Source organism: Microcoleus sp. AS-A8 (genome assembly GCA_039962225.1).
GTDB lineage: Bacteria > Cyanobacteriota > Cyanobacteriia > Cyanobacteriales > Coleofasciculaceae > Allocoleopsis.
Window position 1 is genome coordinate 66,210 of the sequence record JAMPKV010000008.1, and the last position, 14,816, is coordinate 81,025.

At 47.5% G+C, this 14,816-nt stretch carries 8 protein-coding genes; 3 read left to right on the forward strand and 5 right to left on the reverse strand.

From position 1 onward, the window contains the following. Nucleotides 1–34 precede the first annotated feature (34 nt). The 4 genes from NDI48_14365 to NDI48_14380 all read right to left on the reverse strand — a co-directional run bounded on the left by NDI48_14365 (nt 35) and on the right by NDI48_14380 (nt 10,204). The gene (locus NDI48_14365) at nt 35–2,458 is read right to left on the reverse strand and encodes a CHAT domain-containing tetratricopeptide repeat protein (protein MEP0832356.1); all 2,424 of its coding nucleotides are present in this window, start codon (nt 2,456–2,458) and stop codon (nt 35–37) included. Nucleotides 2,459–2,511: 53 nt separating this feature from the next. Next, the gene (locus tag NDI48_14370; protein ID MEP0832357.1) at nt 2,512–6,906 is read right to left on the reverse strand and encodes a filamentous hemagglutinin N-terminal domain-containing protein; all 4,395 of its coding nucleotides are present in this window, start codon (nt 6,904–6,906) and stop codon (nt 2,512–2,514) included. 98 nt (nt 6,907–7,004) lie between these two features. Continuing rightward, nucleotides 7,005–9,383, reverse strand: coding sequence for a filamentous hemagglutinin N-terminal domain-containing protein (locus NDI48_14375; protein ID MEP0832358.1), 2,379 nt, complete (start codon nt 9,381–9,383; stop codon nt 7,005–7,007). Nucleotides 9,384–9,850: 467 nt separating this feature from the next. Then, on the reverse strand, nt 9,851–10,204 hold the full coding sequence (locus tag NDI48_14380) for a hypothetical protein (protein ID MEP0832359.1): 354 nt from the start codon (nt 10,202–10,204) through the stop codon (nt 9,851–9,853). Nucleotides 10,205–10,441: 237 nt separating this feature from the next. On the opposite strand from NDI48_14380, the gene NDI48_14385 reads away from it, so the two are divergent. From NDI48_14385 to NDI48_14395, 3 genes are all read left to right on the forward strand, one after another. Then, entirely contained in the window at nt 10,442–11,989 is a 1,548-nt protein-coding gene (locus NDI48_14385) for an ATP-dependent DNA helicase (GenBank protein ID MEP0832360.1), read from the forward strand. Between the two features lie 196 nt (nt 11,990–12,185). After that, a complete protein-coding gene (locus NDI48_14390; GenBank protein MEP0832361.1) occupies nt 12,186–12,398 on the forward strand; it encodes a DUF2839 domain-containing protein in 213 nt (70 codons plus the stop codon). Nucleotides 12,399–12,793: 395 nt separating this feature from the next. Continuing rightward, nucleotides 12,794–13,138, forward strand: a complete 345-nt coding sequence (locus NDI48_14395) for a DUF1815 family protein (protein ID MEP0832362.1) — start codon at nt 12,794–12,796, stop codon at nt 13,136–13,138. 507 nt (nt 13,139–13,645) lie between these two features. Here the strand turns inward: NDI48_14395 and pdhA are convergent. Further along, nucleotides 13,646–14,680 carry a pyruvate dehydrogenase (acetyl-transferring) E1 component subunit alpha gene (gene pdhA / locus NDI48_14400; GenBank protein ID MEP0832363.1) on the reverse strand — a complete coding sequence of 345 codons (1,035 nt, stop codon included), beginning with the start codon at nt 14,678–14,680 and terminating at the stop codon, nt 13,646–13,648. Between the last annotated feature and the right edge of the window lie 136 nt (nt 14,681–14,816).

The window sequence follows — 14,816 nt, forward strand, 5'->3', positions numbered from 1 at the left end:
TCGAAGGACTATCCCTATATGGCAAGCTAACAGCTCAATCGGCTTCGCCAACTAATGTAAAAGCCGCCCAATTATAGGGGTTTGGTTGTTGTTTCATCGTTGTTAGCATAGCCTGACGCAACGCTTGGGCTTTGTCAGGATTTTGCTGGAGATTACGATACAATTCGGTCATCAATAGCGCAGTGGGTGCATCGGGGACAGACCAGAGGGAGACAATAACACTGGGAGTTCCGGCACTAATCAGAGAACGAGATAACCCGATCACGCCATCGCCCGTGATTTTTCCTCGACCCGTGTTGCAAGCACTTAGAACAACTAAGTCTGCATTCAGCTTTAAATTGAGGATTTCTCCCGATGTGAGGAATCCTTCATCACCTTGGGAAGGCGCGAGTGCGATCGCACCCGGTACGCCCAGTTTCTTGATATCATCCAGGATGCCGTGAGTCGCGAAATGCATCAGTCGCGCTTTAGACATCTGCTGGACAACACTCGTCTTAGTTGCCCGTTCACCGGTGATGGCTTGGGTATTTAAAAGCTTGGCAATTTCTATGGCTTCCTGTTCAGCAGCAGGTAATGGTTCGAGGTCGGCAGGCATTTTAGGATTGCCTACGATTAGGGCATTCTTTCCTTGCAGTTGTTCTGCATTTTGTGACGCTTGGTTTTTTCGTTGTTGGTGCGTTAGTTCGAGAACTTGAATGGCTGGAGCGGTTAAGATGGTATGTTTTTCAATCAGGTACTGACCGGAGGCGTTTTGGAGTGCCGGAAAAGGTAATAAAAATAGGGTTTCGTGGGGGATAAAAACGACCCGTTCTGTAGGGTCTTTTGGTAAAAATTCGGCAATCGGTTGAATGAGAAGTTGATAAAGTTGCTTTCTCACCGATTCGCTACGTTGGGCGTAAGGACCCTCTAAATTCCGGCTGGCGCGAACGAGGTCTTCTAAGGACGTTGGGGCATTACTTTTTGCCTGCCCTGGCACGGGTTTAAGATTTTTCAGATCAACTTGGCGAAAGGCAACTTGACCAGTGGGTTGGACAACCCAGATGAAGAGTTTGGAGGATGGCCCACGCAGCTTGCCTTGAAATTTGAAATCATCATCCGGGATGATGGCATACTCAACGACTGTGGCTTTTTGGGTTTTAGCTATTTGCTGAATTTGCTGAATAGTCGGTGGTTGTGCCTTGGTTTTATAGTTTTGGGCGGCTTGCGGAGATAACCGTTGACCGAGTAATTCGACAAAAGCACGCGCCCTCCCTCTCTCAGAAATTTCCAAAGCCGCTTCAGGCTTTTTCGCAGCAATCAGGATTTGTTGCAGCAGGTTGTAGGAGAATACTTGGGTGTCAAAAACGGACACATTATCCGCATCCGTCAAACCGGGTCGGAGCGATTCAAACGCGGTTAAGGCTTGCCTGAGTTGTTTCTCCGCTTCTGGGAGATTATTCGCGCTAAACAGGGCATGACCCAAGTTATTAAAGGCCATTGCTTCGAGTTGGCGATCGCCCATTGTTTGGGCAATTTTCAGCGTCTGCTGTTGATGTGCGATCGCTTTGGGGAAGTCGCGTTGGTCTTCATAAGTTAGCCCTAAGCCTCCCAGTGTCCTGGCTTCGAGTTGGCGATCGCCGATTGCCCGTGCTAGGGTCAATCCTTGATTGTAGTAATCAATGGCTTTAGCGGTGTCACCCTTGACTTGGGAAGCAATTCCTAAATTGTTGAGAGTATTTGCTTGTCCTGCCTTGTCGTCAACAGCTTGTGCGATCGCTAAACTCTGTTGATATGTTTTAATTGCTTCGTCGTACTTGCCTTGGTTGGCGTAAATTGCTCCAAGATTTCCTAACGCCGCCCCTTCTCCAATGCGGTCTTTGACTTCCTGGGCAATGGTTAAGCTTTGCTGATAGGATGCAATAGCTTTGTCATAATTCCCTAAGCCTTCATAAGCATTGCCTAAATTTCCCAGAATCTGTCCCTCGCCTTGGCGGTTTTTTAGCTGCTGCATCAGTGCCAATGCTTGCTGATGGGAAGCGATCGCTTTTTCGTAGTCACCCATGCCTTTGTACGCAATTCCCAGATTGCCTAGAGCTCGCGCTTCACCGTTGCGATCGCTTAATGCTTGGGTAATGGGTATCAAGGGTTGCAAGGATGCGATCGCTTGTTTGTAGTTTCCGGTTGCCAGGTAGGCTGCACCCAAGTTTCCGAGTGCTGTTGCTTCACCCTGACGTTCTTTGAGTTGCTGGTAAATTTTCAGCGCTTGTTGCCAAGATTGAATTGCTGCGTCCAGCTTACCTTGCTGATATTGGGTAATGCCTTGCTGTATGAGTTGGTCGGCTGATGTCTTACGAGTATCTTGAGCTTGAACAGAGGTCGATGGTGGTGAGAATACAGCAACAGAGGCAACTATCAAGGGTGTTGAGACAGTGGCAAGGAAAGTAACTAGGGCAGTCAAACCAACTCTATAGGATTTCATCGCTTTTCCAGGGGCATTTACATGAATGATTCCAACCTTCAATCGCGTTGAAGCTAACGTTGTAAATCCAGGAGATATGACCTCAAGATGCTTGGGAAGTTTAGCTGGATTTGATTCTCTGTGGGCAGTGGAAACTCCAGACGCAATAGTTCTGGCTGAGAGGTTGGCAGTTGAAAGAAGTCTATCTCCTCACAGTCTTCCTCCTCAGTGCGATCGCTTTTCTCTTCCTCCGTTGTCTTTTCAGACTGCTCTTGAGAGGTTCGACAGTGGCTCAAGCGATCCGCTTGCTTGTTCTGATACTCAAAGAGTTCGGTGCCAATCTGAACGCTGCCACTACCAGAAGCATCGGTGCCGGTGTCGGTACTAGAACCCGTGTTAGTGCCAGTGTCGGTAGTAGAACCCGTATTAATGCCAGTGCTAGTATCAGTACCCGTGCTAGTACCAATCCCTCCACCACTGCCAGTGCCCCCACCCGTACCAACATTGCTATCTGTGCCACCATCGCTGGGGAGGAAAGAAGATGTTACGCTAATGCGACCCCCACCCGCTACAACTGTCCCGTTGCCGATCAGGGGTCTATCTCGAAACGAAACAACAAGCCCTTCGTTTTCCTGGTTGGACGTGATAGCTCCTGCTGTAAAACTGACAGTTGGGTCATTGGCTGTAATCGGCGTGCTTACAGCAAATACTTCAAAATTGCTAAATGTATCTCCATTGGCATTGACAAATGTTCCATAGTTGATGAAGCCATCGTCATCTAGGCTAGGGAATATCTGCTCTCCCAGCACGATATTTCCATTGGCATCGCGTAGGATATTTCCATCCCCATCCCTTTCTATTAGTCGATAGAGCGTATTACCATTTGCATCCGTTTGAAATGTCGGCCCCACTACAAAAGAGCTGCCCCCATGCTGGATGCTGATGTTAGCACCTCCTTGAGAAACACCTGTGGCATAAATGCTAGTGGGGACAACCGCTCCTAAAACTGCCTGGCCTTGGATTTGATCGATATTGCTACCACCATCCACAAAATCCCGAACCAGTAAGGTGTCCGTGGCGCGAAATGTACCACCTGATCTGATCGTTACATCCCCTCCATCACTACCACTGGTGTTAATCGTTTTAACTTCAATATTGCCCCCAGCAGACAACGATACAAAACCACCAAAGGTATCTTTGTTATCAAACTTGGACGTATCACCACCCGTTGTAATAGCTCCAGTTATGATGTTTCCAGGTGCTGAGAGGATGACAGAGCCTCCATTCGCAAAAGAAGGGGTGGTTGAGATGTTTCCCACTGTAATACTTGCAGGTGACGAGCTAACTCCAGTTGATGTGAAGGTTGTTCCTCCTAAAGTGCGGTTGGGAGGAACAGTTGGGGAGTTTCGCAGTTCCATCAAACTAGGAAGAACATTTGGCGTATTTTTCAGTTCGGTTAAGCCTGCACGTAAAATTAGGGCTGGGTCATTTGACAGAATGAGAATATCTGAGTCTGTCCCTTGCAAAGCAGTATTCGGTCCTGTGATGGTGATATTTCCACCCGTAATGCTTCCCCCCGCTTCTACTTTCAGGGATACTCCTTCGTAATTACCAAAACTGACATCTCCTGCTGAGCTAATAATGCCATTGGAGCTGATCGCGTTGTAACGGAAATTACCTAGTCCACCGGATACATTGAGAACTGAGAAATTTCCATCGTTGATAAAACGGCCATTTCCATTAACATTGCCATCACTAATTAAGGTGAGATTGCCACCTGTTCGGAGTACCGATTGGGGACGGTTGAGTGCTTGAATATTAACAGCCTGATTTCCTTGAATGGTAAGATTTCCTCCCGTGCGAATGATGGAGGGATTTGCTCCATCACTCACCTGTACTGTATTTTGTGCAGCTAGCTGTATGTTGTTGGGCGATCGCAGTTGGCTTTCTTGCACGGTTAGGTTCTGCTGTGCTGTTACGGTTAAGTTTCTCTTTGACTCCAAGCTGCTATTTTGTCCGATGGTGATGGATTGTCCCTCTAACTGTATATCCCGTCCATCGATAAATGACGTTATTAACAGTTGGCTGTTTTCTACCGTAATATTCCCCTGCGGTGCTTGCAAAATTAGGTTTTGCTCTGCCTCTAGCTGACTGTTTTCTATCCTAAGATTTCCTGGATTTCCCTGTGCTTGTAACCTCAAATCTCTCCTTGCCTGCAATTGGCTATTGGCTTGGACTACTACAGACTGTGCGTTCAAGGATAGGTCTCTGGTTGAGTTTAGCCTGGTATCTTCTAACGTTATGTTTCCTGCTGGAGCGTTTAGTCGGATGTCACCCCCGTCGTAAGATGTTTCTAGTTGACTGTTTTGTAACGTTAGGCTACCTTGCGCTGTTAGCTGTATTTCCCCTGTTCTGGAGGTGATAAAAGTATTTGATAGGAGGTTGCCGGTAGGATTCAGATTGACATTTCTCACGGCTTGTATGCCGAGTTCATTGCCGGAGAAATCTGTTAGGGAAACATTATTGCCATTGATTTGCAAAATGTTCAAGGGATTTGTGCCGCCAACAGCCCCCAAAATATTCACATTACCTGTGTTTCCCGCTCCCAAGGTCAGGCTTCTGGGGTTGGCATCTGAGCTATTAATGGTGTTAGTAAAGGTGATATTGGTAGCACTATTGTTGTTTAAGGTACCGAGGTAAGTATTCCCTATCAGGTTTACCGGGCCGTTGAGCGTGATACTTCCATTCGTCGCTGTAATCTGACCTCCAAGCTCAATGCTGGCTCCTGAAATTTCCAGATTTCCTCCGGTAGCGCTAATAAAAGCAAGAGGTTGCTCCATTCTAAAAGAGCCGCCACCGATACCATCAGCATTTGCCGTCAACCTAACCGACCGACCAATCGGAAAATCTAGGGACGTGACGGCTTCAACTACAATATCGTTGGTTGCTTCTAGAATGATGTCACCAGTCAGAGCTTCGAGTGTATTCTCGGATATTGTGAAGGTGCCAGTACCTTCGTTGGCCAGAATTACACCATCTGCTATTTCAGCGTCATTTTCTCCATCCAAAAAATCTACAATTCTGATATTTTCTGGATCGAGCAGTAGAGTACCAAGCGTGCCATTTTGCGCCCGCAAGTCAACCGTGCCGTCAAAAACTAGGTTTTGTTTGCCGGATACCTCAACAAATCCACCATTCCCGAAGTTCATGCTGCCACGAGCACGAGCGCTGATATTACCGTAGAACTGGGTTACCTCATCAGCCCAAACAATCACTTGACCGCCATTACCATTAACTAACCCATCTGCTGCGATCGCTGAATCTCGGCTGACATAAGTGCGCGACGCATTCGGAACCGTTCCCTCACCCTTGTAGTCACCGCCAATTAGCACTGTTCCACCGCCATTTGCGCCAGAAGCATTGATGTTAGCGCCAATCAGGGCTACCCTATCCCCAAGTACGTGTAAAGTGCCTCCCATCTTGCCCTGTGCTGTGTCTGAAACATCCAGACTGCCAGAGGCAATCACCGTACCCGTGCTTGCATCGACCTTGAGACCCGACCCCGTCAGCGATACCGTACCATCATCGTTAACCATTATGCCTGTGACATTACCACCACCCTCGCCTGTGAGCAATTCTGGTAGGGACTTGATTTGCAATGCCCAGTTTCCTGGCTGAGTATCTGCCGAAGCTAGAGGTTCTACCTCCAAACTTAGCAGCATCCCCTGTTGCTTAATCTGCACCAACTTTCCACCCTCTACTGCCGCTACTGTAATTTGTCCTCCTGGTGCTGAAACGTTTCCAGTACTGACAACAGTGCCACCTAGCAGTGTTAAGTCTCCCCCACTTACACTTAAGTTGCCTGCATTAATAATTGCTCCTGGCTGATTGACATTGAAAGCAAAGCCACTGGGAGAACCGACGAGGGCAGCATAGTCATTAACACCACTAGCATTAAACCAGTTATTGCCAAAACCGATACCTGTAGCGGTGGTAGCCGTGAACGAGGCAGGCACATTCAAGCTTGCGCCTGAACCAAACACAATCCCAGCAGGATTCATCAAAAACAGGTTAGACTGTCCGCCCGTAACTTGAATGAGTCCGTTAATAATTGAAGGTTCACCCCCCATCACTCGCCCCAAGATATTGCGGATATTGGGGTTAGATAAAAAGTTGGCGATTTGCCCAGAGTTCAGACCAAATTGCCCGAAGCTGTGGAACAGATTTTGATTGTCTCCTGATAGCTGCCCACCCGTGATGTTAAATTGGTTGGGGTTGCCTGCATCGGGGTTAACGTTCGTATTCGTGCCTGGTTCTTGAGTGATGGGTGGCACCTGTGCTTGGAGAGGGGGACACAGCGCAGCGATCGCCAAGGGAATTGCGATCGCACTCAGCATACCTCGTAAAGGAGCGATCGCACCTAAAACCTTTGTAATACACCCACTCATACCGACTGTTGCTCGTTTCATCGTCACCTTGCTCAAATATGTGGAATGTTGGCAACCCGGCTCAAGGCGAGAGAAACTGCCTTAACCCCTTTTATGTCGGTAATCACCTGAATGTCTAATTAAAACCTATGACTTTCGATAGCTGGCAATTTTTCATAATTCTTTTCCAAAGATTGTAGGGGCGTCAGTTGAACTTCAGGGAATAAAACGCCCATGAAACTCCCTTCAAATAAATTTACTTCCGACACCTTTTTATCCTCTTTCTTCTCTCTCCTTGGCAGACAAGAGCCTATAATTTCTAACTTGCCCTCGCTATTTGCTCTCAACTCGGTTCCATGACAGGGAGACGCAAAACTCTCTAAGCTCACATCAAGAATATTATCCGTATAGCTAACTACAGATGAAGAGGTAGTAGAGGTATCAGATTGCATCTTCGTCTCTAATTCTGTAGGGGGGTTATCCGTTTGAGTTGTTGTGCTGTTTGATGTATCAGAGGTTGAAGAATTAGTCGCAATAACTGGATTGTTTGGGGTTGTCTGGTCAGTAGCAATAACCGGATTGATTGGAGTTATCGGGTCAATTACAGGGTCGGTGACAATAACCGGATTGGTGGGAGTTGTCGGATTGTTTGGAACCGTAGGATTGGTAGGATTAGGAGTAACTGGAACTGGATCAAAAGCTATATTTTGAGTCCCTCCATAAAAACTACCATTGCTGCCAGCGCCTACAACAATTGCACCAACAGTACCGCTACCATCAGCAGGAAAAGCTTGTGAAGAAAATACTAAAGGTTCATAGATTTCATTTTTAACAATGTCACGGTTATAATTATTAGGAGTAATCGGTACATAAGAAGTACCATCCCTTAAGACAAATTCATCATTGCCAGGGACAACCCTACCGCTAATTTTTGGCCCACTATAAAAACCAGCATTTCCACCTTGAACCAGGATGCGACTCGTCCCACTGCCAATAGGAAAGGTCTGATCGATGAGAGTTCTTGATGCATCACCATATCGAATCGTGATGGGGGCATTATTACTACCACCAGCAGGTCTGCCAATAATACTGATAGGAAGAGCGTCCGCGAATTTTATCCTTACTAATTGGTTAGGATTAACTTGAATCCCCTTACTATCCAGGAATGAGCTTAAACTGGGATTGGCATTAGGAGATGTGATGTATCCATCAATAAAGCCACCGTTGTCAACAGAACCTATAGCCTGAAAAAGACCAGCGGCTCTAATATCAATTCCATTCGCTCCTGCATCAATTGTTTTAACGACTATATTGCCGTTTGTAGAAGTCAATTTTACAGAGCTATAGCCCGCATAACTGAGTCCCCCGGTGTGAATATTTCCTGTTGTGATGTTGCCCGTAGCAGACAAGTCTACAGAACCTGCCGTAGTTCTAATATCTCCTGTGATAATCTTGCCTGGGGCAGACATCGTTACGGAACCCCCATGCATAAAGGAATCTCTACCAATCTTGTTAACCACTACATCACCGTTTCCCACCAGTACATTAGAGCCTGTCAGTTCTACCTGTCCCTGGCTATTCACCGTCAGTCCGGTAGCATTTCCCCCACTACCACCTGTGAGTAATTCTGGTAGAGACTGAATCGGTAACGTCCAGTTAGCTGGCATCGTACTCGCTGCTGTTAGGGGTTGGACTTCCAGACTGAGTAGCTGCCCGTTTTGGCTAATACGCACAAAACTTGTACCTGGTATTGCCGCAACCGTAATTTGACCCCCTACCGGTGGTGAATCGAATCCGTTCGTCGGTTTAGCATTGAGTTGATTAGTACTGGCAACAGTGCCGCCCAACAACATTAAGTCTCCGTTCGGGTTATCCAGGTTAGCTGCATTGACAATTGCTCCTGGCTGTGAAGTTGAGAAAGCAAACTGGTTGGGGGTGCCCACTAATGCTGCATAATTATTAACACCACTGGCATTAAACCAGTTATTGTCAAAACCAATACTTGTAGCGGTGGTGGCAGTGAAGCTAGCAGGCACATTCAAGCTGGCATTTGCGCCAAAAATAATTCCGGCGGGATTCATTAGGTAAAGATTCGGAGTCCCGCTTCCTCCCTGCACCGTAACTTGAATCAGGCCGTTAATCAAGGAGGGTTCGCCACTCACAACCCGACCTAAGATATTACGAATATTCGGGTTCGCTAGAAAATTGGAAATCTGGTTTTGATTCAAGCCAAACTGCTGGAAGCTATGAAAGAGATTCTGCTCAGTTCCAGCACCCGATACTTGTCCGCCAGTGATATCAAAGGTATTGCCGTTCAGGTTAACGGAGGTGTTAGAACCGGGTTCTGCACTAATTTGCCCTAAGGCTTGCTGTGGGACGTAAAGTATGAGCGAAGCAGCTAAGAAGGAACTCGCTATCTCGAAGGGGAGCGCACTTGCTGTAAGCCTACCAACTTTTGGGGCGATCGCATCTAGAACCTTTGTGATCAACCCACTCATACCGACTGTTGCTCGTTTCATCGTCGTCTTACTCAAATGTGTTGAATGTTGCCAACCCGGTTCAAGGCCAAATAAACTGCCTTAACGTCTCTATATCGGTAATCACCCTTACTTCTATTTAGAACCTTTGGCTGCCGATAGTTGGCAATTTTTCATAATTCTTTTCCAAGGATTGCAGCGGCGTCAGTTGCAGTTCAGGGAATGAAACGCTCATGAAATTCCCCTAAATAAAATTTATTTTAGACAGATTTCTATCTTTTTCATTCTCTCTTATTGGCAGGCAAGAGCCTATAATTTCTAACTTGCCCTCGCGATTAACTCTCAACTCCGTTCCATGACAAGGAGTCGCACAACTATCTACGCTAACATCAAGAATATTTTCCGTATAGCCAATAAAAAATGAAGAGGCATTAGAGGTATCAGTTTGCGTCTTTGTCTCAAATTCTGTTGGGGAATTATCCGTTTGATTTGTCGTGTTGTTTGACGTATCAGATGTTGAAGAATTGGTCGCAATAACCGAATTGCTTGGGGTTGTTAAGTCGGTAACCCCTGGATTGGTTGGGTTTGTTGGATTGGTAACAACCGGATTTCTCAGTGCCTTGAATCTTGATGCTTCCTCCAGATTGAGCGATAAAAGGTTGCTCGACACTATCGCGCACTTGCACTGTATCTTGCGCCAACAACTGTATTTCTTCCGTCGCGTGGAGTTGGCTCTCTACTAATGTGATATTTTGGTTAGCAGATAGTTTTAAAGTTTTGGCTGTCAGCTTATTTGCCACTACATCACCGTTTTCTACCCGGAATTCTGAACCCGTGAGTTCGACTTTTCCGCTATTGTTCACTGCAATTCCTGTGGCATTTTTTCAAGGGGATTATTAAGAAAATGTCGCTCTAAGATTCGAGCAATTCTGATTCCCGTCTCCAACCCCCTACTCCCCAGACGCAAGCCCCTCAGATTTCCCCCTGGCATAATGGGAAGTGGTGTCATTGCCACCCCAAGATTGCTCAGGTTTATAGCATAGGTAGAGCTAATTGAGGGTTGGTGTTCATTTCTAGGGGCGTTCAGACGCTAGGTCTGCGTGATTGAAGTAGAAGTCCATTCCTCTCTACGTGCCTTTCTGCGCGAGCAGGGTCAACCCAGTTGGCCTCATCATTTGACAATGGCACGGCTAGTCGCACGAGCTTTGCGGCGATCGCGTTCTGCCTTGATTCAGACAGGCAGCACTCATGGCTCGTATCGTCTGAGTTATCTGGCACCTGCCTTACTCTGGCCAGGGCCCGTCGTTCTCGTGGCACCTGTATCCGTACAGCAGTGGTTGCTACGGGTGGAAATTCCTCGACTGCAACAGTGGATGGGGACAGATAAGCCAATTCACACAGGAGATGCTTTTCCGGATGAACGGTTCAAGGGGCTATTAATTACCTCCCCAGCGGCTTGGCTGGCAGACCGACTGGAAGGTCTCCAGCGGTTTCCTCCCGGTATCCCAACCCTGATTGATGGTGCCGATGACTTGGAAGGATGGGTTCGTGAGCAGCTTCGAGCCTGCATCCAGCCTGCGGATTGGGACGAACTAATGCTAGCCTGCCCCAAACAGGCTGACTTCATCCGGGACATGCGTGTGCGATTGACCAAATCCATCTTTGTACACCCGCCTAATCCTTACGAGTGCTGTCTGCTGGAGGCAGCCGAGCAAGATACCTTGCGGCTACTGTTTCAAGCACTACAGTCGACTGTCGATGACAATCAATATTCTTATCTGCCAAAAGCCTGGAAACACTTTTGGCAGGGCTGGCAACGCTCAGGCCAGTTATTGTGGGCTACGATTGCGCGAGGCTCCGGTCAATTTTCGTTGTACTGTGGGCCTGTAGAGGTGGCGACAGCACTCGGTTCAGTTTGGTCGCAACAGCCCGTGGTACTCATTGCAGAAGCGCTGGATTTAGACACTTCAGCGTCTGTCTACCGTCAGCAGATGGGCTTAGGAGAATTGACGTGCTTGAAGTTTTCTCCCGACCGACAACGCGAACTGATTCATCTGTATCTGCCAGATGGGCTACCGATGCCGAATACGCCGCGATTTCAAGACGCCCTGATTCAACAGGTTCGCACTCTACTCAGCTTCAATTCCCAGAGTCAGGGTTTAGCTGTTCTCTTGGTGGGCGATGTACCGCTTAAAGCGCAACTAGGAGCTATTTTGGCGGCTGAATGGGGAACACGCGTGCAGGTGGAAAAGACCTCTCTCGATGACCAAGGCATCCTCGTCACCGGCTGGGAATTCTGGCGCACTCATCAATCGGCTCTACCGCTTCCTCAACTGCTGGTCATTGCTACCTTACCCATCCCTTCGCTGGAAAATCCTCTGGTTGCCGGTCAAGTGGCTTACTATAAGCAGCGGCGATTAGATTGGTTTCGTTTATATCTGTTGCCTGCCGCTTTGAGGGAATTACAACATGCGATCGCGCCCGTGCGAAACTCTCAAGGCGTCGTGGCTCTCCTCGACAACCGCGTGAACCACCGCAGTTACGGCTCTCAAGTTCTATCCGCCCTCAGCCCCTTTGCCCGGATTAACTATCTAGACGCCAGTTGGTTTAAATCAAACACCCCGATGGCACCCGAACGCTGGCTTTAAGGTCGTGTTGGGTCTTTTCAATTGATTTGGCTCAACCGACTCCTACCATCTCTTCTGGGATCGCCTCTAACCGCCAAGTAACATTAAATTATCTTAACTATCCTGGAGTGATCACTTTTCTTTTCGTAAACCATCTGCTAATAAAACTCATCTAGAGCGTTATGATCAATACTCAATTCATTAAAACAGAGTAATCATGGGTGAAGCTAAACGGCGTAAAGCCACACTTGGAGAAAAGTACGGTCAAGAAGCGAATATCTTTACCTGGCTGCCAATTACCAAAAGCCAGGGTGAACAATTTGTCAAATGGACGACGAAGGGAGCTTGGGTGGGAATCGCCTTTCTGGTGGTCTACTGGCTGACTATTCGGTTGATTGGACCGACTTTGGGTTGGTGGCAAGTCAATTAGTATTAGCTCTCTAGCATCTGCTGGTGTGAAACTTGGCTTGTGAGAAAATTCAAGTTTCGGTTAACCCAAACCGATAACTAATCTCTATCAGTTGAGTTGAGCTGAAGAATTTTGCTCTATCGCTTCACCGGGCTTGACCAACAAGTCCTTCTTGAGATAGAACCGGATCGAGACCGCTAAGCTCTAGCATTCAAGAAACCGTCAGTGACTGTCGCTATTGATACTTTAACGCTACCACTGACCGACTAATCTGGTGCAAGGTTTACGGAAATCTACTCGATTGCTCGAAACTTTTTTAAATTTTCAACCGACCTCTCCCTAGAGGAGATGAAAAGTAAATTCTTAAGAAAGTATAAAAGATTTAAAATTTTAGGAGTGGTGTTTGGAGGACTAACGTGTTCATACGACTTGCAGAGCAACACCGTCAATTCGTTCAAGATTTGGTGATGAATCTCCAAGCCTTGGCGACTGTACTAGAAAACCGAGGCTATCTCGCTTCCTGCTATACCTGCGGAAGCCAAATGAACAGCGCATCGTTTATGGTCAGTCTGGGAGATAACCACCTGATCCGTTTTTTAGTGTCAGATTACGGTATTACGTGGACGGAAATGCGGGATGACCGAGAGCTGATGAAGCTTGAAGGGGCTGAAGCCATCAGTCAATTACAGGATCTGGCTAATTTGGTCAAATACCAAATTCGGCCTTCTGGATCTGTTGCCCCGGTGCCTCATTTAGTCTAAACCCAGTTCACACAAGAGGAAGTGGGCATTTGGAGAGTAGGGGACGCGGAGAAATTTCTCTTTGTAGGGAAAGGTCTTAATGTTGCTAGGTTCACTTGTCGTTCAAGAGAGCAAGGCAACCTCAAGACCGGGAAGGAGGATTGTTTCTTTAAGACGAGATATTCTCTTAGCTGTTAGCCTACGCTAAGGGGCTTCATCCCCTCCCCGTGTCCTCTCCTAGCGAACTAGCGGTAATACAAATCGATACAGGGTGTAATACAAAGAAAAGATTATGAATTTCTGGATTTCCGGGAGTTCGTGGCAAAGTAATTTAAGAATTTAATATGGGGTCAGCCGATATAAAGACCCTAAACCTATAAAAATATAAAAAAATTAACATATTCGGAGAGCGCTGTTTTCCTAGATCGGGAAACTGGCGCTCTCCTTGTGATCGTTACTGGGATTGCAGGATTGGCTTCACTCCGTCCTGAACAGGTTAAGAAAAGCCGACATGATCAGCAACCCGTTTCAGCTATCCCCCGCAAAAATGTAGCGGTACAATTCGCTCGGATCGGGTTCTGGGCTAGTTTCGGCAAATTGAACCGCCTCATTAATCAATTCCTGAATGCGATGATCAATGCCCGAAAGTTCTTCCCCGTCGGCTAGATTGTGTTCTGTGAGGTAAGCCGCTAGCTTTTTAATCGGGTCTTTGGGGAACCAGAATTCCTTCTCTTCTTTGGAGCGAAGTTCATCGGGATCAGCCAGAGAGTGACCTCGGAAGCGGTAGGTGAGCGCTTCAATTAAAGTGGGGCCTTCTCCAGCACGAGCACGAGCGATCGCCTCTTGAGCCACCGCCCGCACCGCCAAGACATCCATGCCATCCACTTCAACCCCAGCCATACCAAATGCACTGGCTTTTTTGTAAATCTCTGGCTCGGAAGTGGCTCGTTCGTGAGCCATGCCAATGGCCCACTTGTTGTTTTCCACCACATAGAGAATCGGCAGTTTCCACAGGGCTGCCATGTTCAAACACTCAAAGAACTGACCATTATTGCAGGCACCATCGCCAAAAAAGCAAGCGGATACGCGATCAGCACTAGCATCTCCCAACGCTTCTCGCCGGTACTTGGTGGTGAAAGCCGCCCCCGTCGCCACAGGAATCCCCTCCGCCACAAAGGCATAGCCCCCCAGCAGATGATGTTGAGCCGAGAACATGTGCATCGAGCCACCACGCCCCTTACTACAACCCGTTTCCTTACCAAACAACTCCGCCATCACCTCCCGTGCCGGAACCCCCGCACTTAAGGCATGGACGTGGTCGCGATAGGTGCTACAGACATAATCTTCACCTTGGCGCATCGCCCGGATCACGCCAGTGGATACTGCTTCTTGACCGTTATAGAGGTGGACAAAGCCAAACATCTTGCCCCGGTAGTACATCTCAGCACACTTGTCCTCGAACAAGCGACCAAGTACCATATCTTCGTACAGGAGCAAACCTTCTTCTCGGGTAATATTGGCCTGCTCAGCGTTGAATTCGGGTAAAGTTCGTTCCTGAACCATTGGATTATAGTAACCTCACAGCAACAATAGGATAATTTTTCTCTCAACAAATGTTCAGCTTCTTCATAAAGCTGAAGTCAGGTTGAGTCAAACTGACCCAGAAAGGAATACTTACATATTTCCGGGTCTAATCGAG